The organism is Ideonella sp. P3_A4 (assembly GCF_056403075.1).
In genome coordinates this window covers 1-21,354 of record NZ_JBFUGE010000050.1, presented here as the reverse complement: position 1 = coordinate 21,354, position 21,354 = coordinate 1, and the positions used below count along the sequence as shown (strand labels likewise).

At 68.0% G+C, this 21,354-nt stretch carries 19 protein-coding genes; 2 read left to right on the top strand and 17 right to left on the bottom strand.

The window, feature by feature from the left end; genetic code table 11:
* The coding region (locus tag AC1DYI_RS08020) for an aminotransferase-like domain-containing protein (RefSeq protein ID WP_477203565.1) at nucleotides 1-1,077 on the bottom strand (1,077 nt) is incomplete at its 3' end.
* A gap of 9 nt (nucleotides 1,078-1,086) precedes the next feature.
* Nucleotides 1,087-1,671: a LysE family translocator gene (locus tag AC1DYI_RS08015; RefSeq protein ID WP_477203564.1), complete on the bottom strand. Its 585-nt coding sequence runs from the start codon at nucleotides 1,669-1,671 to the stop codon at nucleotides 1,087-1,089.
* Nucleotides 1,672-1,815: 144 nt separating this feature from the next.
* Here AC1DYI_RS08015 and AC1DYI_RS08010 point away from each other — a divergent pair, with 144 nt between their 5' ends.
* Entirely contained in the window at nucleotides 1,816-2,781 is a 966-nt protein-coding gene (locus AC1DYI_RS08010) for a threo-3-hydroxy-L-aspartate ammonia-lyase (protein WP_477203563.1), read from the top strand.
* Between the two features lie 409 nt (nucleotides 2,782-3,190).
* Here the strand turns inward: AC1DYI_RS08010 and AC1DYI_RS08005 are convergent, their stop codons facing one another.
* From AC1DYI_RS08005 to rfbC, 8 genes are all read right to left on the bottom strand, one after another.
* Nucleotides 3,191-3,610 carry a sugar 3,4-ketoisomerase gene (locus AC1DYI_RS08005; RefSeq protein WP_477203562.1) on the bottom strand — a complete coding sequence of 140 codons (420 nt, stop codon included), beginning with the start codon at nucleotides 3,608-3,610 and terminating at the stop codon, nucleotides 3,191-3,193.
* A gap of 32 nt (nucleotides 3,611-3,642) precedes the next feature.
* Nucleotides 3,643-4,614: a GNAT family N-acetyltransferase gene (locus AC1DYI_RS08000; protein WP_477203561.1), complete on the bottom strand. Its 972-nt coding sequence runs from the start codon at nucleotides 4,612-4,614 to the stop codon at nucleotides 3,643-3,645.
* A 23-nt stretch (nucleotides 4,615-4,637) separates the two neighbouring features.
* The gene (gene lpxA, locus AC1DYI_RS07995; protein ID WP_477203560.1) at nucleotides 4,638-5,423 is read right to left on the bottom strand and encodes an acyl-ACP--UDP-N-acetylglucosamine O-acyltransferase; all 786 of its coding nucleotides are present in this window, start codon (nucleotides 5,421-5,423) and stop codon (nucleotides 4,638-4,640) included.
* A 22-nt stretch (nucleotides 5,424-5,445) separates the two neighbouring features.
* Complete coding sequence (locus AC1DYI_RS07990; RefSeq protein WP_477203559.1) at nucleotides 5,446-6,744, bottom strand: porin family protein; 1,299 nt, start codon at nucleotides 6,742-6,744, stop codon at nucleotides 5,446-5,448.
* 82 nt (nucleotides 6,745-6,826) lie between these two features.
* Nucleotides 6,827-8,221: an undecaprenyl-phosphate glucose phosphotransferase gene (locus AC1DYI_RS07985; protein ID WP_477203558.1), complete on the bottom strand. Its 1,395-nt coding sequence runs from the start codon at nucleotides 8,219-8,221 to the stop codon at nucleotides 6,827-6,829.
* 118 nt (nucleotides 8,222-8,339) lie between these two features.
* Entirely contained in the window at nucleotides 8,340-9,794 is a 1,455-nt protein-coding gene (locus AC1DYI_RS07980) for a mannose-1-phosphate guanylyltransferase/mannose-6-phosphate isomerase (RefSeq protein WP_477203557.1), read from the bottom strand.
* 170 nt (nucleotides 9,795-9,964) lie between these two features.
* Nucleotides 9,965-11,308, bottom strand: a complete 1,344-nt coding sequence (locus AC1DYI_RS07975; RefSeq protein WP_477203556.1) for a UDP-glucose dehydrogenase family protein — start codon at nucleotides 11,306-11,308, stop codon at nucleotides 9,965-9,967.
* A 16-nt stretch (nucleotides 11,309-11,324) separates the two neighbouring features.
* A complete protein-coding gene (gene rfbC, locus AC1DYI_RS07970) occupies nucleotides 11,325-11,870 on the bottom strand; it encodes a dTDP-4-dehydrorhamnose 3,5-epimerase (protein ID WP_477203555.1) in 546 nt (181 codons plus the stop codon).
* Between the two features lie 124 nt (nucleotides 11,871-11,994).
* Here rfbC and AC1DYI_RS07965 point away from each other — a divergent pair, with 124 nt between their 5' ends.
* Nucleotides 11,995-12,705 (top strand): helix-turn-helix transcriptional regulator, encoded by a 711-nt coding sequence (locus AC1DYI_RS07965; protein WP_477203554.1) that lies wholly within the window; start codon nucleotides 11,995-11,997, stop codon nucleotides 12,703-12,705.
* A 30-nt stretch (nucleotides 12,706-12,735) separates the two neighbouring features.
* Here the strand turns inward: AC1DYI_RS07965 and rfbA are convergent, their stop codons facing one another.
* The 7 genes from rfbA to AC1DYI_RS07930 form a co-directional block, all read right to left on the bottom strand.
* Complete coding sequence (rfbA, locus tag AC1DYI_RS07960; protein WP_477203553.1) at nucleotides 12,736-13,632, bottom strand: glucose-1-phosphate thymidylyltransferase RfbA; 897 nt, start codon at nucleotides 13,630-13,632, stop codon at nucleotides 12,736-12,738.
* Entirely contained in the window at nucleotides 13,629-14,453 is an 825-nt protein-coding gene (locus AC1DYI_RS07955) for a WecB/TagA/CpsF family glycosyltransferase (protein ID WP_477203552.1), read from the bottom strand. The genes rfbA and AC1DYI_RS07955 overlap by 4 nt, the downstream gene beginning before the upstream one ends.
* Nucleotides 14,454-14,507: 54 nt before the next feature.
* Nucleotides 14,508-15,692, bottom strand: a complete 1,185-nt coding sequence (locus AC1DYI_RS07950) for a glycosyltransferase family 2 protein (protein ID WP_477203551.1) — start codon at nucleotides 15,690-15,692, stop codon at nucleotides 14,508-14,510.
* Nucleotides 15,689-16,915: a glycosyltransferase gene (locus AC1DYI_RS07945; protein WP_477203550.1), complete on the bottom strand. Its 1,227-nt coding sequence runs from the start codon at nucleotides 16,913-16,915 to the stop codon at nucleotides 15,689-15,691. Before AC1DYI_RS07945 ends, AC1DYI_RS07950 begins: the two co-directional genes overlap by 4 nt.
* Nucleotides 16,916-16,932: 17 nt before the next feature.
* Entirely contained in the window at nucleotides 16,933-19,056 is a 2,124-nt protein-coding gene (locus AC1DYI_RS07940; RefSeq protein WP_477203549.1) for an NAD-dependent epimerase/dehydratase family protein, read from the bottom strand.
* A 21-nt stretch (nucleotides 19,057-19,077) separates the two neighbouring features.
* Nucleotides 19,078-20,091 carry a glycosyltransferase family 2 protein gene (locus tag AC1DYI_RS07935; RefSeq protein WP_477203548.1) on the bottom strand — a complete coding sequence of 338 codons (1,014 nt, stop codon included), beginning with the start codon at nucleotides 20,089-20,091 and terminating at the stop codon, nucleotides 19,078-19,080.
* Between the two features lie 120 nt (nucleotides 20,092-20,211).
* Nucleotides 20,212-21,354: O-antigen ligase family protein (locus tag AC1DYI_RS07930; protein WP_477203547.1), on the bottom strand; the 1,143-nt coding region annotated here is incomplete at its 5' end.

Here is a 21,354-nt window from a genome sequence, read left to right as displayed (position 1 = left end):
GGCCAACAACTCCAGCAGCACGTTCTCGTTCAGCGTCGCGGTCGTCAGCACCGACTGGATCTTGGCCCGCAGCAACGCTTTCAGCAGCGTGGGCTCGGCGGCCATGTAGCCCACCCGCAGCGCCGGGCTGAGCGCCTTGCAGAAGCTGGAGTAGTAGACGACGCCACGCAGCTCAGCCAACTGCGCCAACCGAGTCACGCTGCCGGCGTGAAAGTGCCCATGCACGTCGTCTTCGGCCAGCAGCAGGTTGTGGCGATCGGCCAGCATCAGCACGCGGTGCAGGTTGGCGGCGCTGCTGCCCCAGCCGGTTGGGTTGTGCAGCACGCTCTGGATGAACAACAGGCGCGGCCGATGTTCGATGCACGCGGCCTCGAGCTGGTCGAGGTCGATGCCGTCGTGCCGGCGCGGAATGCCGACCATCTTCACGCCGGCTTCGCGCAACCGGTCGAACAGCAGGTGGTAGCCCGGCGTTTCGACCAGCACCACGTCACCAGGCTTCAGGAACGCTCGGCAGATCAAATCGATCGCGTGGGTGCCGCCATAGCAGCTGAGCACGCGGCTCGCATCCACCGCAATGCCCTGGCTGCGCATCAGCATGGCAATGCGCTCACGCAATTCGGGCATGCCTTGCGGCGGGCAACGCGCCGCCATGCCGCCGACACTGCGCGCCAGCCCGCGCTGCACGACGGCAGCGGGGATCGCGTYTTCCAGCCAGCTCACCGGCAGTGCGCCACTGCTGGCCGGCAACAGGCTGGCGCGCTGGTCATGCGCCTGCTGCGCCAGCCAGACGGCGTCATGCGCCTCGCCGGCCTCGAGCTGGCTCGGCAAGGCTTCGGGCGTTGTCGATTCGGCGACGAAGAAGCCGGCGGTGCCGCGGGTCTCGACCACGCCGCGAGCGACCAGCCGGTCGTAGGCGGTGACCACGGTGTTCGGGCTGACCGACAGCTGMGACGCCAGCGCACGGATCGATGTCAGCTTGGCGCCCACCGGCATCTGGCCCGACGCGATCAACGCGGCCAGTCGCGACTCGATCTGGTCGGCCAGCGGCACGGCGGAAGAACGGTCGAGCGGGGTCATCGTGAAGTATCAGAACAACAGGGCAATCGCCAACACCACCAGCGAGGCCGCCATGATGGCATTGAAGGCGCGCTGGCGGCGCGGGTCGGTCAGCAGGCGGCGGATCGCGACGCCGAAAAGCGCCCACATCGAGATGCACGGCACGCCGATGGCGATCGCGATCACGCTGACCAGGGCCGACGCCGGCAGCACTGCCATGTCCGGTGGCATGAACACGGTGGCCACGGTGATGGACTTGACCCAGCTTTTCGGATTGATGAGCTGAAAGGTCGCCGCCTGCCAGAGGCTCAAGGGCTGCTGCATGTCCTTTTGCCCGATCGCCGAGCCGGCCAGCCGCCAGGCCAGGTAGACGAGGTAGATGGCGCCCACGACACGCAACACCTGGTGCAACACCGGAAAGGCCTGGAACAGCGAGCCCAGGCCCAGGCAGGTGACGAAAATTTGCGGCCCGTGGCCGGCGGCGATGCCCAGGATGTGCGGCAGCGAGCGGCGGTAGCCGAAGTTGGCGCCCGACGCGGTCAGCATCAGGTTGTTCGGGCCGGGGGTGCTCGACATCACGAACGCATAGGTCATCAAGGGCAGCAGTTCGGTCATGGCGTGGGGTTTGAAGAGGTGCTGCAAGCCTAGGTGCCAGCGCCCAGCGGGTGAAGCCACAACACGGGCCCTCCACGCACGCACTGTGTCAACCCGCGCAGCCACACAGTTTCAAGCGCGACCCTCGGTGATACCTTGTCGGCCATGACTTCACTGGCCATTTCCTACGACGACGTCGCCCGGGCCCACGAGCGCCTGGCCGGCGTTGCCCACCGCACACCGGTGATGCGCTCGACCACCGCCGACGCACGCACCGGCGCGACGCTGTTCTTCAAATGCGAGACCTTGCAGCACATCGGTGCCTTCAAGATCCGCGGCGCCTACAACGCGGTCGCCCAGTTCACGCCGGCCCAGCGCGCTGGCGGCGTGGTGACCTTCTCGTCCGGCAACCACGGCCAGGCCATCGCCCGTGCCGCGCAGTTGCTGGGCGTGCACGCGGTCGTCGTGATGCCCAAGGACGCACCGGCGATGAAGATCGCGGCGACCGAGGGCTACGGCGGCGAGGTGATCCGCTACGACCGCTACGCCGAAGACCCGGCGCTGATCATCGAGCGCATCGTCGCCGAACGCGGCATGACCTTCATCCCGCCGTTCGACCACCCGCATGTGATGGCTGGCCAAGGCACTGCCGCCAAGGAGTTGTTCGAGGAGGTCGGTGAGCTCGACATCATCGTCACTCCTCTGGGCGGCGGCGGCTTGTTGTCCGGCACCGCGACCGCGGCGCGCCACCTCTCACCGCGCTGCGAAATCGTCGGCGTCGAGCCCGAGGCCGGCAACGACGGCCAGCAAAGCCTGGCGCAGGGCCGCATCGTGAGGATCGAGACGCCGAAGACGATCGCCGATGCGGCGCAGAGTCGCTCGCTCGGGCAGCACACTTTTCCGGTGCTGCAGCAGTTGGGCGCGCGAGTGGTCACCGCGACCGACGATCAGTTGGTCGAGACGATGAAATTCTTCGCGGCGCGGATGAAGCTGATCGTCGAGCCGACAGGCTGCCTGGGTGCAGCGGCGGTGTTCAACGGCCAGCTTGATGTGCGCGGCAAGCGGGTCGGCATCGTGCTGTCGGGTGGCAATATCGACTTGGCGCGATTTGCAGCGCTGGTGGGAAGCTAAACAGCGGGTCGCTTGCCAACGTTGAGCTGGGCAGGCGACTCGGGGCACGTTTTCCGGCCTCGCTCGCGGGGAGCCGGGGTGCGCTGGCCGCGGTCTCTCGATCGGCGGCGTGTTCACGGGACGTCGGTTGGGGCGACCGCGAATGAAGGCCTCCAAACGCACCCCGAATCCCCTGCCCCACCACCCGCGTGGCATGTCACGCCGTGCCCTGCCACCACCGGTTCCTCAGGGTGGCGGTGGTGTCCCCGGGCGCCGGCCTTTATTCGCGGTTGCCCCCACGCATCCCAGGCACGACGGTGTTGATGGGCAGCCCGCCGAACACCTCAAGCAGTGGCCCGCGAGCGGGCCGGAGACCGGGGACACCGCCGCCGCCCTGCGCTCCAACCTGCGCAGTCAGTGCATCAAAAACTTACGCCTTCGTCGACTGCACCCACTTCATGAAGTCCACATGCTCACGGATGTAGTCCGCCTCATCGAACAACTCGGAGGCCAGCACCAGCAGGCAGGCATTGGACGAGAAGCCGTGCAGCTCACGCCAGATGCCCGGCACCATCAGCAGGCCTTCGCTCGGGTGGCTCAACGTGACAACGCGTTGGTTCACGCCGTCGTCCATGTGAACCTGGAACGAACCCGAAATCGCAACGTACAGCTGGCGCAGGTTCAAGTGCGCATGGCCCGCACGCGACGCGCGCGAGGGCACGTCATAGGTCCAATACGCGCGCTTGATCGGAAACTCGAAGTCGACGCCGGATTCGACGAAGGAAATGGAGCCACGGTGGTCATAGACCGTGCGCAGCTCGACAGGGCGGCAATCGTCGACGTGGGCCAAGGCGGGAGTCCTTTCGCGTTTGCAGTCTGCAGCTAGCAGGGCAAGAGGTAGTGGTCGTGTACGACCGTGCTGGCGCCGAAGCTTTCCTTGTAGAAGGACAGGCCGGTGTTCAGCACCCGGCCCTCGTCTTCGTTCGAGTGGCCGAAATCGAACCACTTGGCTTGCGTTTGCGCGCCGGCGATGGCCTGCTCAAGCAACAGGTCGAGCGCCGCGCAACGGCGGCCCTGTTCGTCAGCGGCCATGTACTGCAGATGGCAGACGTTGGACGTGTCAAACAACACCAGACCGGCCACGATACGGCCAGACCAGCGCGCGAGCCGCAGGCTGATCTGCGTGGGGAAGCGGCCCGCCAGCAGACGGATTTCATCGAGTGTGTGCACCGGCCGGCTGCCATGGCGCGCCTGCAACTCGTGGTCCAGCAACTGCCAGAACACCGCCCAGTCGTCGCTCGCTTCGGGCGACGCGCCTTCAAGGGCAGACAAGGCCAGCTCTTCGCGGTGACGGGTGGCCTGCGTGATCGCGCGGCGGCGCTTGGGTGGCCAGTGGGCCAGCGTCGGGCCGATGACCGAGAGCGCATCACGCCGCACCAGTTGCGCGCCGCAGCGCAGCAGCGCATAGCGATCGTCTTCACACGGCAGCCGGTGGTAGATCGACGGCATGGTCTTGTACAGCAGCTCGCGCACACCCTGCTCGCGCCAGTACGCTTGCAGCGCTTGCATCAAGTCCCAAGTGGCTTGCGCGCCCAGCGTGTCGGCCAGCACCAGGCCGCCGTAGCTCAGGCCACCGTGGCTGGCGACGCGCTCGCCTTGCCGATGCGCGGGCAATACCGCAACCAGCTTGCCGCGCCGCTCGACCAGCAACGACGCATCGTCGAAACGGTCGGCGTGGTAGCCCATGAAGCGCCTGTCGAACAGAAAGGTGCCGTTCGGGCTGGCCGCGACGAGCGCGTTCCACGCGGCTTCGTCAGCGTCGCGGTAGGGGCGGAAACTGAAGCTGTCGGCCATGGGCCCGACCACCGTTGGCCGGTTCAGCGCAACACGCCGTGCTGCGACGGCGCGTGGGCGAAATCGAGTATGCGGCGCACCATCGGGTGGGCCGGGTCGAACTCGGTTTCGATCTCCGCAAGCACCTGCGCAAACGGCCGCTCGGTGCCTTGCAGCTTGGCCAGCACCTGGCGCGCGATGTCGATGTCCTCGCGCGAAAAGCCGTGCCGCTTCAGGCCGATCAGGTTGGCGCCGCGCAGATGCGTCGGCCCCTCGGAGCCGTAGGCGATCGAGTACGGCAACACGTCCTGCGTCATCGCCGACATGCCGGAGATGAACGAGTAGGCGCCGACGCGCACGTACTGCTGCATGCCGACCATGCCGGCGATCACCGCGTGGTCGTCGATCATGCACAGGCCTGCGATGCCGGAGTAGCTGGTGATGCGCGTGTGGTTGCCCAGCACGACGTCGTGCGCCAGATGCACGTAGGCCATCACGAAGTTGTCGTTGCCCAGCACCGTGCGACCATCCCGGCGTCGTGTCCCGCGGTGGATCGTGACGAATTCAAAGACCTGGTTGCGGTCGCCGATCACGACCTCGGTGTTGTCTTCCTGCTTGTGCTGCTGGTCGTGCGGGGCCCCGCCGATCACGGCATGAGCGCCGAACACGTTGTCGGCTCCGATCGTGACCCGCCCCTGCAGCGACACGCCGTTCATCAGCCGCGTGCGCGGGCCAACGGTGATGTCGCCTTCCAGCACGCACCAAGGGCCGATCTCGGCCGTCGGGTCTATCTGGACGTTGCCGCTGATGACGGTGGTGGGGTGGATCATCGCGCGTACTGCCTCGATGCTCTCAGCGGAACCAGAACTGCAGCGAGCAGCCGGCGGTCATCGAATCGTAGGGGCGCGTCACCGCCAGTTCGGTGACGGTCTCGGTGTTGGTCTCGCGCTTTTCAGTCGCGACGTCGCAGCCCAAGTCTAGCGAACGTGCCGGGCTGTAGCGCACGCCGACCGTGAACGCGGTGGTGCGGTCTTCGATGCGCGAACCGTCCGCGTTGAACTGCTCGTTGAAGCGCCGGCGCGAYCATTGCGCCGTGCCGATCACGTTGATCTTGGCCGAGGCGGACCATTGCGCGGACCACAGGAACGCGTCGCGCAGCTGGTCGCCTGCCGGGGCCGCCGGCATCGTGGCTTCGGGGCTCATCACGTTGCCGCTGCCGCCTTCGGTGTCACGCAGCAACTGGGTGCGGAAACGCAGCTTGGCGCTGGGCGCCCAGTCCCAGCCGATGCCGCCGGTCCAGAAACTGCGGTCGGCCATCACGCTGTGCTTTTCCTCGGCGCGGGTCACGCGGGCGTCGAGGCGGCTGGCGCCGGTGGCCTGCCAGATCACGCCCAGTTCCAGCTCCTTGCGGCCGACGTCGTCACCGAAACCGAGGTCGGAGTTGGGCCGAGAGATGCGGGTGTAGCGGCCCAGTGCGGTGAAGCCGAGATCGGGGCTGGGCCGGTAGCCGATACCGCCTTCGGTGCCCCACTGCGACAGGTCGTTGAGTTTGGCGAAGTCCTCGGCCGAGTACTCACGGTGCAGCGTATTGAAACCGCCTTGCAGCGCCCACTCACCCATGCCACCCAGCTTGCCCTGCGCGAAGGCGGACTGCGTGCTCTCGATGTTGCGGCCGTCGGACGGCGTCGTGCTGTTCAGCCCGTAGCGGTACTGGTGGCGCGCCGATTGCACGCCCAGCGCGCCGGACAGGTTGTAGACGGTTTCCCAATCGAGCTGCAGGCCCAGCTGGTGGCCGGTGTTGTTCAACTCGTCGTGGTCGCGGTAACGGTTCATCTGCAGCGACGCATCGCCGTGCAGGCGCTGACGCCCGATGGGTTGGTCGAGCGCGAAATTCAGCCCCGTGATCGAGTTCCAGTCTTCCTGTTCGTTGCTGCTGTCGCGAAACAGGTTGGACTCGTGGGTCAGCGTCTGCGACAGCCCGAAGCTGAACAGCTGGGCCGGCCCGGTCGGGGGCGGGCTGAGCGGTGGCGGCGGCGAGACCGGCGGCGGGGCATCGGCCTGCGCCAACGCGGCACCGGCCAAGGTCCAGACGGCCGCGGCCGCCAGCAGGTGCATGGCGAAGCGGGGGCCGAAAGAAGGAGTGCCTGTCATGTGCGCCTCGTCGTGTCGTTGTCGTTTGCGTCGGCGCCGAGAGCCGGCGCGATCAGGAGCGTGGGCTGCTGAAGGCCGGGCGTCAATACGCCTTGCGGTCGAAGAACATCAGCTTGGCGGTGCGGGCGATGATCAGCAGATCGAGCCCGAGCGACCAGTTGCGCAGGTATTCGAGATCGTACTCGACACGCCGCGCCATCTTGTCCACCGTGTCGGTCTCGCCGCGCAGGCCGTTGACCTGGGCCCAGCCGGTGATGCCGGGCTTGACCTTGTGGCGGGCCATGTAGGCCTTGACGATCTTGCGGTACTGCTCGTTGTGGGCCACCGCATGCGGGCGCGGGCCAACGATGCTCATCTCGCCTTGCAGCACGTTGACGAACTGCGGCAACTCGTCGAGCGAGGTCTTGCGGATGAAGGCCCCGAACGGCGTGATGCGCGGGTCGTTGCGCGTGGCCTGCTGGACGACCGGGCCATTGTCCTGCGTGACCATCGAGCGGAACTTGAAGACCTCGATGATTTCGCCGTCCAGCCCGGTGCGGCGCTGGCGGAAGATCACCGGCCCCGGTGAGCTGAGCTTGACGCCGATCGCCACCGCGGCCAGCACCGGCGAGATCAGGATCAGGATCAGCACCGCCAGCACGATGTCGCTGGCGCGCTTCAACAGCCCGTTGATGCCGGTGAATGGCGTCACGTGCAGGCCGACGACCGGCACGCCGCCCATGTCCTCGAGCCGGCCCTGGATGATGCTGACGCCGAACACATCGGGCACGAAGTGCACCGAGGCGGTCGAGTTCTGCAGCGTTTCCATCAGCTGCAGGATGCGCGGCTGCGAGGTCAGCGGCAAGGTGATGAAGACGTCCTTCACGCCATGCTGCTCGATGAACTCGGGCAGCTCGTTCAGCCCGCCGAGCAACGGGTCAGCACCCGGCAGTTCCAGCCGTTCCGCCGAGCGGTCGTCGAAGAAGCCGAGCAGGTCGTGGCCGTAGCCTTTGCGCGCCTGCAGCATCTCTGCCACGCGCTGGCCCATGCGGTGCGCGCCGACGATCACCGCCGGCCGGCGGAACTCGGGCAGCGCCGCGCGGTGGCGCATGTAGGCCGTGCCCAGCACCACGCACAGCCAGTGGACCAGCGGCGTGGCGATCGCCCAGCCCAGCAGCAGCCGCGGCTCGAAGGCGCGCAGGCCGCCGGTGGCATAGCCCACCATCAGCAACACCGCGAGCACGCCGATCCACGACAGGCAAATGTCGATACCGACGCCGATGCCGGTCTTGCCGAAGCGGTTCAGCCCCGGGAACATCAGCACCAGCAGCAGGATCGCGAGCGCCATGGCGGCGCCGCCGAAGGGCTCGCCGAAGATGCCGTGGAAAACCGCCAGGCTGACTGCTGCCAGCACCGGCTCGAGCACCGCGGCGATGGCCGACGGCACGCTCGGCGGCGCGCTCAGGAATTGTTTGCGGGCAGTTCGTTCTTCAAACATCGACTCAAGCGCAGCGGTTTCCGTGCAGGGCACTCAGTTGCCGCCGGGCCGTCACCGGGCGACGGGGCCCCGGTTTCGAGGCCGGGGCCGTCGCCGAAGGTGACGCAGGGGCCACAGGTCAGGCCGTACGGCCGTAGGTGTCCTCGWAGCGRACGATGTCGTCYTCGCCSAGGTASSWGCCGGACTGCACCTCGATGATCTCGAGGTCGACCTTGCCCGGGTTGGCSAGGCGGTGSRYYTCGCCCAGCGGGATGTAGGTACTCTGGTTTTCCGACAGCAGGATCTTGCGTTCACCGCAGGTCACTTCGGCGGTGCCGGTGACGACGATCCAGTGCTCGGCGCGGTGGTGGTGCATCTGCAGGCTCAAGCTCGCGCCCGGGCGCACCATGATGCGCTTGACCTGGAAGCGCGGGCCGGCATCGATCGAGTCGTACCAACCCCAGGGGCGGTGCACTTTGCGGTGCAGCAGGCCTTCGCCGCGGCCCTTGGACGCCAGCTTGTTGACGATCTTCTTGACGTCCTGGCTGCGGCTGGCATCGGCCACCAGCACCGCGTCGGCGGTCTCGATCACGACCAGGTTGTCGACACCCACCGTGCTGACCAGTCGGCCCGAGGCGTGCACCAGCGTGTTGCGGGTGTCTTCCATCATCACGTCGCCGACGGATGCGTTGCCGGCGCCGTCCTTGCTGGAGACCTGCCACACCGCGTCCCAGGCGCCGAGGTCGTTCCAGCCGGCGGCCAGCGGGACCATGCGGATATCGAAGGCGCTGCCGGGGCAGCGCTCCATCACGGCGTAGTCGACCGACTCAGCCGGCACCTGCTCGAATTCCTTCTTGCCCGGGCGCACGAACTTGGCGTCGGCGCGCTTGGCTTCCCACGAGGCCTGGGTGGCTTCGAGGATGTCGGGGCGGAAGGTCTGCAGCGCCTTCAGCCAGACCGAGGCCTTCAGCACGAACATGCCGCTGTTCCAGTAGTAGCCGCCTTCGGCCAGGTAGCGCTCGGCGGTCGGCAGATTCGGCTTCTCGACGAACTGGGCGACGGTCGCCAGTTCATTGCCCATCGCGCCCGGTGCCACACGGATGTAGCCGTAGCCGGTCTCGGGCTTGTCGGGCGTGATGCCCAGGATCACGATCGAGCCATCGGCCGCGCCGCGCACTGCGTTCTGCAGCGCATGGTTGAAGGCAGCGCTGTCGGCGACGGTCTGGTCGGCCGGGGTGACGACGAGCACCGGGTCGGCGCCGCCTTCTTGGGCCTGCAAGGCGGCCAGCGTCAGGGCCGGCGCGGTGTTGCGGCCGGAAGGCTCCAGCACCACGGCGGTGCTGTCCATGCCCAGCTCGCGCAGCTGCTCCAGCACCATGAAGCGGTGCTCGGCGTTGCCCACGACCACGGGTGATTCGACGGTGATGTCGTCGCTGGCCAGTTGGGCCACACGTTCGGCAGCTTGCTGGAACAGGCTGGTTTCCCCGGTCAGCACCAGGAACTGCTTGGGATAACCCGCGCGCGACAGCGGCCACAGCCGCGTGCCGCTGCCGCCGGCCATGATCACCGGCAACACGGAAATGGATCGGGACATGGACAACCTCTTTGGCAAATCGGAATAGGCACCGCGGCGAACGCCGCCGCAGTGCAAGTGCGGGCTATTGTGGCAAAGAACCCCTGGCCCCCCGGCCCCCTAGTAGGCAAGGATCGGGCCGTGTTATATGGGCATTCCGTCACGCCAGACCGGGCCGTGACGACGGGCGGTCAGTGGCGCCCGATCGAGCGGTAGTCGAGGCCGAAGCTGCGTACCAGGGCGGGGTCGTAGAGATTGCGGCCGTCGAAGATGCGGCGATCGGCCAGTGTCGACGCCAGCGCGTCGAAATCAGGCGTGCGGAATTCTTTCCATTCGGTCACGATGACGAGCGCATCGGCGCCGGCCAGCGCCTGCGGCGCAGAAGAAACAAAGCGCAACTGTTGGGCCAGCGCCTCATCGCCCAGGTCCAAGCTCAGCACGCGCCTGGCCTCATCCGCGGCCACCGGGTCATAGGCCTGGATCACRGCCCCACGGCGGATCAGCTCGGCCACGATGACGCGGCTGGGCGCTTCGCGCATGTCGTCGGTGTTGGGCTTGAAGGCCAGGCCCCACAACGCCAAGGTCTTGCCGCGCAGGTCTTCGCCGTATTCGGCCACGATCTTGTTGACCAGCACCTGCTTCTGCTCTTCGTTGACCGCTTCGACCGCGGCCATCATCTTGCTCGGCAGCCCGGCATCGGCCGCGCTGCGGGCCAGGGCCTTCACATCCTTGGGAAAGCAGCTGCCGCCGTAGCCGGCACCGGCATAGAGGAAGTGGGTGCCGATGCGCGGGTCGGAGCCGATGCCGACGCGCACCTGCTCGATGTCAGCGCCGACCGCTTCGGCCAGCCGCGACAGCTCGTTCATGAAGCTGATGCGCGTGGCCAGCATCGCGTTGGCGGCGTACTTCGAGAACTCGGCGCTCTTGATGTCCATCACCAGCAGCCGGTCGTGGTTGCGCACGAACGGCGCGTACAGCGCCCGCAGCAGCAGCGTGGCGCGCTCGTCGTCGGTGCCGATGATGATGCGGTCGGGCCGCATGAAGTCTTCGACCGCCGCACCTTCCTTCAGGAATTCGGGGTTCGACGCGACCGAGAACGCGAGGTTGACGCCGCGCTTGGCCAGCTCGTCGGCCACCGCGGTGCGCACCTTGTCCGCCGTGCCGACCGGCACCGTGCTCTTGTCGACGATGACCTTGTGGTCGGTCATCAGGCGGCCGATGTTGCGGGCGGCGGCGGTCACGTACTGCAGGTCGGCCGAGCCGTCTTCGTYGGGCGGCGTGCCGACCGCGATGAACTGCAGCGTGCCGTGCCCCACGGCGCGTGGGACATCGGTCGTGAACTCCAGCCGGCCGGCGGCAGCGTTGCGGTGCACGATCTCTTGCAAGCCCGGCTCGTGGATCGGGATGCCGCCGCTGTTCAGGATCTCGATCTTGCGTGCGTCCACATCGAGGCAGACGACGTGGTTGCCCATTTCGGACAGGCAGGCGCCGGTGACCAGGCCCACATAGCCGGTGCCGATGACGGTGATTTTCATGGTGCGGGTGGGTGGGTCAGACGGTGAGCTCGCGCAGGCCCGGGGCGACCGCGTCCTTGGGTGACAGCACCGGTGCAACACCAGCATCCGGCCAGGCGATGCCCAGGTCCGGGTCGTCCCAGCGCAGCGAGCCTTCGGCCTGCGGGGCGTAGTAGTCGGTGGTCTTGTAGAGGAAGTCAGCCGAGTCGCTCAGCACCAGAAAACCATGCGCCAAGCCCGGCGGGATCCACAGCTGGCGATGGTTGTCGGCACTCAGCTCGACCCCCACCCAGCGGCCGTAGGTGGCGCTGCCGGGGCGGATATCGACCGCGACGTCGAACACCGCACCGGCCGCCACGCGCACCAGCTTGCCCTGGGCATGCGGCGCGCGCTGGAAGTGCAGACCACGCAGCACGCCACGGGCCGAGCGGGAATGGTTGTCCTGCACGAAAGCCACCGGTGCGCCGACGGCGTCGTCGAACAGGCGCTGGTTGAAGCTTTCCATGAAAAAGCCACGTTCGTCGCCGAACAGCTTCGGCTCGAACACCAGCACGCCGTCGATGGCGGTTTTCTCGATCCTCATGGGGCGGGATTGTCCCATGCAGGCCACGTCAGCCGGGCCGGTAACCACTTGTTCACGCTTTGGTTCGCGTGTCCCTCTCCAGTCCGGGCACCACAGGCCGAAGATCAGGTGGCCAGGAATCCGCATGTCACCCGCCTCCCGCAAGACCACCACCATGAACATCGAGTTGGCCGCCCTTGAATCCGAACTCGCTTACCGGGGGCCGGAGCGTCGTGGCGGCGAAAACGCCGGACTGGTACGCCTCATGGCCAGCATCCTGGACGAAGTCGACTATGGCTTGATGCTGTTGTCGGCGAACGCCCTGGTGGTCCACGCCAACCATGCCGCCTTGCGCGAGCTGGGCTCGAACCATCCGCTCGAATTGCGCAGCCGCCGCCTGCGGGCGCGCGACGGGCTGGAGCAACAGCCGTTGGCCGACGCGCTCGATGCCGCCCGCCACCGCGGGGTTCGCTGCATGCTGAACCTGGGCACCGCGCCGGCGCGGGTCGGCCTGTCGATCGTGCCGCTGCCCCTGCCCTTGTCGAACACCGCCAGCGGCAACGCGGTGCTGCTGACCCTGCAGCGCGCGCAGCTGGTCGAAAAACTATCGGTCGGCGCCTTTGCCCGCGAGCGTGGCCTGTCGCAGCGCGAAGAAGAAGTGCTGACCGCCCTGTGCGAAGGCCTGCGGCCGACTCAGATTGCCGAACGCATGGGCGTGGCGGTCGCTACCGTGCGCAGCCACGTGCACAACCTCAAAGAGAAGACGAACTGCAACAGCATGGTCGAGCTGGTCAAGCAAGTGGCCTTGCTGCCGCCGATGGTGACCGCGCTGAAGTCCAGCCCGATGATGAGCTGATGCGCCCCGGCGCTCAGCGTTCGGTGCTCCTCAGAACACCCGGTCGCGCAGCACCTGCTGCAGGTAGCGGCCGTAGCCGCTCTTGGCCAACGGCGCCGCCAACCCGGCGAGTTGTTCGTCGTTGATCCAGCCCTGGCGCCAGCAGATCTCTTCCGGGCAGCAGACCTTCAGGCCCTGCCGCTTTTCAAGCGTCTGCACGAATGCGCCCGCTTCGAGCAGGCTGTCGTGCGTACCCGTGTCGAGCCACGCGTCGCCACGGCCGAAGATCTGCACGTCGAGCTGGCCAGCGTCGAGATAGCGGCGGTTCAGGTCGGTGATCTCCAGCTCGCCGCGCGGGCTGGGCGTCAACGCCTTGGCGTGGTCCACCACCTGCTCGTCGTAGAAGTACAGGCCCGTCACCGCGTAGCGGCTTTTCGGCGCGGCGGGTTTCTCTTCCAGGCTGACGGCACGGCCGGCGGCGTCGAACTCGACCACGCCGTAACGCTCGGGGTCGGTCACCGGGTAGGCGAACACCGTCGCACCGGTTGGCCGTGAAGCCGCGGCCTGCAGCCGGCGGCCGAGGTCATGGCCGTAGAAGATGTTGTCACCCAGCACCAGCGCGCTGGGCGAGCCGGCCAGGAACTCTTCGCCAATCAGGAAGGCCTGGGCCAGGCCATCGGGGCTGGGTTGCACCGCATAGCGAATCGACACGCCCCAGCGCTGGCCGTCGCCCAGCAGCTGCTCGAAACGCGGCGTGTCCTGCGGCGTGCTGATCAGCAGGATGTCGCGCACGCCCGCCAGCAGCAGCGCCGACAGCGGGTAGTAAACCATCGGCTTGTCGTAGACCGGGATCAGCTGCTTGCTGATCGACAGCGTGGCCGGATGCAGCCGGGTACCGGAGCCGCCGGCCAGGATGATGCCTTTGCGGGCGATGGGTGCGTTGCTCATGAATGGTCTCCAGGGCGCGGCGCCGGAGCGGCCTGCGGGAAGGGGTCTTTGTACTGGCCGGCGCGGGCTTGCGCCATCCACCAGAGGAAGCGGGCGTTGCGCAGATAGCGCATGCCGTAGCGGCGCGGCTCGCTGAGCACCCGGTAGGTCCATTCGATGCCGAGGCGGCGCATCCACAGGGGCGCGCGCTTGACCTCGCCGGCTTCGTAGTCGATCGTCGCGCCGATGCCCATCAGCACCTTCACCTGCGGCATCTGTTGGCGGTAGCGCGCGAGCCAGATCTCCTGCTTTGGTGCCCCCAGGCCGACCATCAGCGTGGTGGCCTGGCTGTCGCGAATCATGGCCAGCACGCTGGCGATCTCAGCCTCGTCATCGACGAAACGCATCGAGGGGCCGTGAGCACCGACGACCAGCTCGCGGCCGGCCGCCGCATTCAAGCGCTGGCGCGCTCGCTCGGCCACGCCCGGCATCGCACCCAGCAGGAAGATGCGCACGTCGGGGTTCGCGGCATGGCGGCGGCAATAGGCGGGCACCAGGTCCGAGCCGGTGATCTTTTCCTGCAGGCCGTGCCCTTGCCAGCTCAGTGCACTGAACACGTAGGTGCTGTCGACGGTGATGAAGTCAGCGTTGCGGTAGGCCGCTGTGAACGCGGCGTTGTACTGCAGGTGGTACAGGTGATCAGGGTTGATCGTGTAGACCAGCCCACCCTCGGCATCGAGCCGGTCGAGCAGCTGCGCCTGGGTCAGGTCGTCGGCCCAGACGTTGAGCAGCGGCACGCGCGACCAGGGGCGCGGCGAAATCTGGAAGGTCGGCGCAGTCATGGCGACAGCAGGAGGAGGCAGGCGGCTCATGGGCAGAAAAATTCGGGCATGCCGCTACTCGCGGTCGGTGCGGACCCAGTCCTTCTGGCGGCGCGACCAGAAGCGCAGGTAGATCGCCAGCTTGGACAGCGCGTACCAGGGCGCGCGGATCAGATCCCACGGCGCGAGGACCGCGCGGCCCCAGCCGGCCCAGGCGGCCATCACCGCGGCCGCGAGGACAGCCAGCAGGCCACTCGCGCCCCACGCCGGGCCAACCCCCACGCCGAACCAGCCCATCACGACCGCCAGTAACCACAGCGCTGCCATCAGCATCACCAGCAGCGCCAGCGGCGGCACCGACAGGTCGAGCGCCAAGCCCAGCAAACGCCAGTCGGCGCGCCGCAACCCCTGCTGCAGCATCGGCCACGCATGGTCGACCAGCATGCCGAGGTGGCCGTGTTCCCAGCGCGTTCGCTGGCTGGCGATCGCCGCCGCGCTGGTCGGGAAGGTGCTGCGCACACCGGCTGCTTCGCAGAACTGCGGTGCATCACCAGCCTGCGCCAGCACCAGGCCGAGTTGCATGTCTTCGACGATGCTGCTGTTGGCCAGCGGGGCCGATTCGATCAGCCGCCACGGAAAGGCCATGCCGCTGCCGGTCAACTGGCACGGCCAGCCCAGGCGCGCGGCACCCCGTGGACGGACCCAGTTCTTGACCCGCCAGGCGAACTCGGCGACGCGGCCGTTCAAGCCCACCGGGCCTTCGTGCGTCATCAGGTACTTGGCCTGGATCGGCGCGCCGCTGCGCTCGCAGGCGGCGGCCAAGGCGTCCAACGCGCCCGGCTCCAGCTGGCAGTCGGCGTCGACGATCACCACCAGCGGCGGCGGCGCCTGCCGCAGGTGCTCGACACCAAACGACAGCGCGAAACCCTTGCCACGCTCGGTCGCGTGCTGACGTTCGATCACCTCGGCGCCTTCAGCGCGGGCGCGCTCAGCGGTGTCGTCGCTGCAGTTGTCGGCCACCACCAGAACGCGGTCACCAGGGCGCAGCTGTGAGCGCAGCGTGCGCAAGGTGGCGGCAATGCCCAAGGCCTCGTTGTGGGCCGGCACCAGCACGGCCAGCGCCGGCCGCGGGGTCGCACCGACACCGCGTCTCGCGGGCAAACAGGCGGCAGCGATCTCAAGCGTGAACACCAACACCGGCACGGCCAACACCAGCACCATCAGGCCCAGCAGCACACCGACCAGGCTGGCCACGATCATGATGCGGCTCCCACGGCGGCCTGCGCTTCACGCCAGGCGCCGAGCAAGCGACCCGCTTCGGTGTCGACCTGGTGGCGCGCCAGCACGCGGGCTCGGCCCGCCTCACCCATCGCACCCAGCGCTTCGGGCGCAGCCGCCAGGCAGGCACGCATCGCACGCGCGGCGGCCTCGGGCGAGCCGGCCTCGAACAGCCAGCCTTCGACGCCGTCGCGCACCAGCTCGGGAATGCCGGCGACATAGGTGCTGAGCACCGGCCGGCCCACCGCCATCGCCTCCATGATCACGACCGGCAGCCCTTCGGCAAAACTCGGCAGCACCAGCGCCCGTGCAGCGATCAGTTCTTCACGCACCTGCGCGCTCGAGATCCAGCCGGTGATGCGCACGCGATCGCCGATGCCATGGCGTTTGATCGCCGCTTCGACCTCGGGCCGCATCTCGCCGTCGCCGGCCAGCACCAGCTCGAATTTCAGCCCTTCGGCCGCCAGTTGCGCCGCTGCGTCGACCAGCAGCAACTGGCCTTTCTGTTCACACAGGCGACCCACGCACAGCAGCCGCGGTGCGGCGCTCGGCGGCACCGCCGCGTCGCCAAAGAACGCCGCTTCGAGCCCGCAGTGCACGACACGCACCTTGGGCCAATCAGCCAGCGCCGCCCAACGCCACAGCTGGCTGCGGCCGTAGGCGCTGATCGCGACCACGCAGTTGGCGCGCTTCATTTTTTCGGGCAGGCCCAGGAACTGCGGCTTGTCGAACTCTTCGGGGCCGTGGACCGTGAAGCTGAACGGCGGGCCGCCCAGCGCATGCGCCAGCATCACGACCTCGGCCGAGTTGGTGCCGAAATGCGCGTGCAACTGCTCGGCACCACCCTGGCGCTGAAGCTCACGCACCAGCGCGCAGGCTTCGGCCAGGTAGATCAGGTGGAACGGCCACGGCCGGTCGGCCCGGCGCGACATGCGCAGCGCCAGCGCCAGCGCGGCGAAGAATCGGCCCGGTGCGGCCAGCAACTGCGCCAGCGACGCACCGAGCAGCCCGGCGACACCGCGCTGCAGCAGGTAGTGCGTGCGACTCCGCTCGGCCTGGTCTTCCGGGTCGACGACCTCGGCGTCCCAGCCGCGCACCGCGAAGCGCAGCACGTTGGCGCCTTGTCGCTCCAGCGCCGCGATCTCGCGTCGGATGAAGGTGTGGCTCACCTTCGGGTACTGGTTGACCAGGTAGGCCACACGCATGCCGATGACTCCGCCGCTCAGCGCAGGTAGTGCCGCACCGACGCGGCAACGCCGCGCTCGATCAGCCCTTCGCGCGTGCCCACCGGCTGCCAACCCAGCGCCTGGCGGCTGTGGCTGTTGTCGAAACGCGCGGCCAGCTGGCGGCAGGCCCAGTCGTGGTGGCTCGGGGTCTTGCGGTTCGGGTGGCGGATCGCGTTTTTGACCAGCTCCTTCGCCACGTCGAGCACGAAGAATTTCCAGATCGGCGTTGGCGTGGCGCGCAGCTTGGTCTGCGTCAGCGTCGACACCGCGTCGACATACTCACGCGCACTCAGCAGCGGGTCGTCCGTCAGCAGGAACGACTGGCCCTCGATGCCGGGCTTGTCGAGGCCGAGCACCAACGCATCGGCGACATCATCGACCAGCACCAGCGGCAGCTTGTTCTGGCCGTCGCCCCAGTACTGCACCCGCGTGTCGCTGTGGAACATGCCGACGCCCCAGTGCGCGGGAGGGCAGCCCTCGCCGATCACCACCGCAGGGCGGAAGATCACCAGCGGCAGGCCCTTGCTGCGGTGCATCTCGAGCAGCAGCGCCTCGCAGGCTGCCTTCGAGCGCGCATACAGGTTGCGCGATGCGATCGCCGGGTCCAGCGGCGTGCTGCCGTTGATCACCGTCGACGGGCTCGCCGCGTCGTACGAATCGATCGTGCCGGTGTAGATGAAGCGCTTGACGCCAGCAGCCAGTGCGGCTTCGGCCAGCACGCGCGTCGGCTTCTGGTCGTTGTMGACATAGTCCTGCCAGCGCTGGCCCACGGCCTTGGCCAGGTGGTAGACGACCTCGATGCCCTGCAATGCACGGCCGACCGCCGCGGCATCGTCGAGCGCGCCTTCCGCGACCTCGATCGGCAGCCCTTCCAGCTCGTACAGCGCGCTGGCCTTGCTGCGCGACAGCACGCGCACGCCATGGCCCTTGGCCAGCAGCGCGCGCACCAGGCGCTTGCCGATGAAGCCGGTGCCGCCGATGACCAGCACGGTGGACGGCTTCGCTGGCGCGGCAGCCACGGCGGGCTTTTCACGCGGCGTCAGCGTCACGCCGGCGCTGGCGGCGATGCGCTCGCAGGTGCGGATGACCTCGGCGCCGAAGCGGCCATCGAGCCGCTCGTCCAGGGCGCCGGTGCGCACGCCGGCGTAGAACGCAGCCACGCTGCGCGAGATGCTGTCGAGGAAGACGTTGGCCTGCGGGCCCTTCTTCAGCGTCGAGAGGAATTGGCGCTGGAAGTTGCCCCAGGCCTGCGCGCGCAACGACGCGCTGCTGCGGCGGCCCTGACCCAGGCCGTCGAACAGGGCGCTGTTGGTGCGAGCCTCCTGCACCTGCAACAGGTCGCGGTCGAAATCGAGTTCGGCGCTGGCGGCGTAGCCGCGCACCCGCACGCTGCGGTCGGCCTGGCCCGGCTGCACCGACAACTCGAGGCTGACGCCCGTGCCACCCTTGCTGCCCGTCAGGCTCCAGTGGCGGAACACACGCTGCGCGCCGGGCAGATCGATCGGCAACGAGGCGCGGGCTTGCAGTTCATCCAGCGGGCCGACGAGGTCGAGCAGGAAGGCCACCAGATGCGGCCCCAGCTCGTAGAACAGGTTGGCCTCGGCGCGCAGCATCCAGTTGTTGTACGGACCGAACTGGATCAACCCGAGCGGGTACAGCCAGCGCAACGCCACGTGGTCGAGCCGGCCGATCGTGCCGTCTTTGACCTGCGTGCGCAGGCGCTCGTACGACGACAGGAACAGGAAGTTGTGGTTGACGCCGAGCTTGACGCCCTTGGCCGCGGCCAGGTCGGCCAGTGACGCGCAGGCGGCCGCGTCCAGCCCCATCGGCTTTTCGACAAAGGCGTGCACGCCGGCTTCGAGAATCTGCCTTGTCACGTCGATGTGCAGCTGCGGCGGCACCAGCACGTGGACCGCGTCGATGCCGGACTTCAGCATCTCGTCGAGCGAGGTGAACACACCGGGAATGCCGAAGCTGGCAGCCGCCGCTTCGGCGCGGCCGCGCGAGACGTCGCACACCGCGGTGATCTCGACCTCAGGCAGGGCCTGCAAGGCCTTGGCATGGGCTTGCAGGATGTAGCCGGCGCCGAGCAGGCCGACGCGCATTCGTTGGGTGGTCATGACAGTTTTTCTTTTCGCGATTTACTTGTATTCGATGATGCGGAAGCGCCCCCTCAGGCGGTTCCATTGAAAGCGCAGCAGCCCGCGCCCGTTGGCCAGTTTGGCCAGCAGGTTGAAGCGGGTGTAGAGCCAGGCGTCGGCGGCGCTGTCGCCCCGCCCGCGGCGAAAGCGAAAGATGCGCCAGCCCAGCAGCACGTAGCCACCCAGCAGCAGCAGGCTCAGGCCGTAGGTGGGCCAGGCGGTCAGCAGCACGAACAGCGGCAGCCCCAGCCCCCAGACCCAGGTGCTGCGGCGCTCGCGCGCGCAGTCGCGCAACGGGCCGTCGCCATGCAGGAAGGCGCGCTGGCCGATGGCGTGGCCGGCGCGCACCGAGCGCGTCCACCATTGTGAGAAGCGGTGGATGTCGGCATCGTGTCGGGCCATGGCCACGTCGAGCTTGCGCACCTGCAGCCCGGCCTCGCCGACGCGCACGCCGAATTCGGAGTCTTCGCCGGCGATCACTTCGGGGCGGAAGCCGCCGAGCGATTCGAACACCGCGAGCTTGACCATCATGATGCCGCCGAGCGCACCGAAGTTCTCGATCAGCCCGGCCGGCGATTGCCATTCGAGCGCGCACAAGCGGTTGTAGACCGAAGCTTCGGGCTTCATCTCCTGCAGGTGGCCGATCACGACCGCCAGCTTCGGGTCGGCGTCCAGCGCCGCCTCGGCGGCGTCGAGCCAGCCGGACTGCATCAGGCAATCGCCGTCGATGAACTGCACCTGGCGCAGGCCCGGGTGGCGCTGGCGCAGCAGCGCTGTGCCTTCGTTGCGGGCACGGGCGGCGGAAAACGGCTTCGCCGGGTCCAGCGGCAACACCGCATCGCAAAGTGGGCGGGCGCGCTCCAGGCTGCCGTCGGACGAGCCGGAATCGACGTAGATCACCGGCCGCGGCTGCGCGCGCAGGGCCTGCAGGCAGGCCATCAGCCGTTCGCCCTCGTTGCGGCCGATCACGACCACGCCGGCGGCCATCGCCATAGCGGCGTCAGGCGGCGTCATGGCGTGAGGCAGTGGACTGCGAGCGAATTAGGGGGGTGAAAACGGTGGCCATCAGAGGGTGGTTGCGCCCGGCCGCCGGCGCTGGCGTGCCGGCCGCGGGGCTAGTGCAGCGCGAACCCTCTATTGTTGCTGACGGACGGCCATCGGCCCAAGGGCCGGGTTCAGCGACTGCCGTTCGGGCCGGTACAAGCGTGCACAGGACACGCCCAGGCCGGCCAGCATGTAGGTCAGCTGCAGCACGACGACGATGCTGCTGGTCGTGACCAGCGTGAACATCACCCCCAGCGTCGTCGCGATCAGGCAAGTGGCCATGTGGCGGCCCTCGGGCGGCGCATCCTTGTTGCGCCTGACGCCCCACAGCCCGAGCATCATCGACGCCAGCATGCCGACGAAGCAGAACAGGCCGACGACGCCGGTGGTCAGCGCCACCGCCAGGTACGAATTGACGATGTCGATGATGCCCTGGCCCTGGCGCAGCTCTTCCATGTAATTCAGGTAGCCCGGTACGCCCAGCCATGGGCTCTGGCGGATCAGGCCGAGCGAAATTTCCAGCAGGCGCTGGCGGTATTCGACGTTTTCGCTGTCCACATTGCCGACGAACGGCAGCATGTCAATCACGAAGCCCATGCCCGGCACCACCGCGGCAATGCCGAGGAAGAACACCCCGCCGATGGCCAGCATGAGCAGGTGTTTGACCGGAGCGCGCCCCAGCGCCAGCATCACGATGGTCAAGAACGCCGCGCCGAGCCACGAGCCACGGGCCAGCGAAGCCCCCAGCCCCGCGATCAGGCCGAGCGTGCCGAGCCAGACGAAGGCCTTGCTCTTCAACTCGGTGCGGATCACGCCCCACCAGCCCCAGGCCACCAGCAGCACACAGCCCAGCATCAGCGAGTGGCCGGCCGAGGCCTTGGCGCGCAGCAGGCCGGCCCGCTCGAGGAAGACGATCATGTCCCAGTCGATGCCCCAGTGCACCGAGACCGCGTCGTACAGCGGCCAGCGCCGCACCGACTCGAACACCGCCAGCACCGACAGGATCAGGGCCACCAGCACATAGGCCCGCATCGCGCTGCTCAGTGCCTCGGGCCGGCTGAAGGCGCGGCTGAAGACCCAATACGGCAGCAGCGTGTCGATGGCCAGCACGAAAGATTGACGGACCAGGTCGGTGGTCGAGGCGTAGGGGGCCATCACCGCGATCTGCACGACGAAGTACGCGAGCACGAACCAGTCGGTGCCGACGCCCAGCAGGCCCGGGCGGCGCGGGCC

Bases quoted from the DNA above. Each gene is read 5' to 3' on its own strand.
- AC1DYI_RS08015 (WP_477203564.1), bottom strand. From the start codon at position 1,671: ATGACCGAACTGCTGCCCTTGATGACCTATGCGTTCGTGATGTCGAGC.
- AC1DYI_RS08010 (WP_477203563.1), top strand. From the start codon at position 1,816: ATGACTTCACTGGCCATTTCCTACGACGACGTCGCCCGGGCCCACGAG.
- AC1DYI_RS08000 (WP_477203561.1), bottom strand. From the start codon at position 4,614: ATGGCCGACAGCTTCAGTTTCCGCCCCTACCGCGACGCTGACGAAGCC.
- lpxA (WP_477203560.1), bottom strand. From the start codon at position 5,423: ATGATCCACCCCACCACCGTCATCAGCGGCAACGTCCAGATAGACCCG.
- AC1DYI_RS07985 (WP_477203558.1), bottom strand. From the start codon at position 8,221: ATGTTTGAAGAACGAACTGCCCGCAAACAATTCCTGAGCGCGCCGCCG.
- rfbC (WP_477203555.1), bottom strand. From the start codon at position 11,870: ATGAGGATCGAGAAAACCGCCATCGACGGCGTGCTGGTGTTCGAGCCG.
- AC1DYI_RS07965 (WP_477203554.1), top strand. From the start codon at position 11,995: ATGTCACCCGCCTCCCGCAAGACCACCACCATGAACATCGAGTTGGCC.
- rfbA (WP_477203553.1), bottom strand. From the start codon at position 13,632: ATGAGCAACGCACCCATCGCCCGCAAAGGCATCATCCTGGCCGGCGGC.
- AC1DYI_RS07955 (WP_477203552.1), bottom strand. From the start codon at position 14,453: ATGACTGCGCCGACCTTCCAGATTTCGCCGCGCCCCTGGTCGCGCGTG.
- AC1DYI_RS07950 (WP_477203551.1), bottom strand. From the start codon at position 15,692: ATGATCGTGGCCAGCCTGGTCGGTGTGCTGCTGGGCCTGATGGTGCTG.
- AC1DYI_RS07945 (WP_477203550.1), bottom strand. From the start codon at position 16,915: ATGCGTGTGGCCTACCTGGTCAACCAGTACCCGAAGGTGAGCCACACC.
- AC1DYI_RS07935 (WP_477203548.1), bottom strand. From the start codon at position 20,091: ATGACGCCGCCTGACGCCGCTATGGCGATGGCCGCCGGCGTGGTCGTG.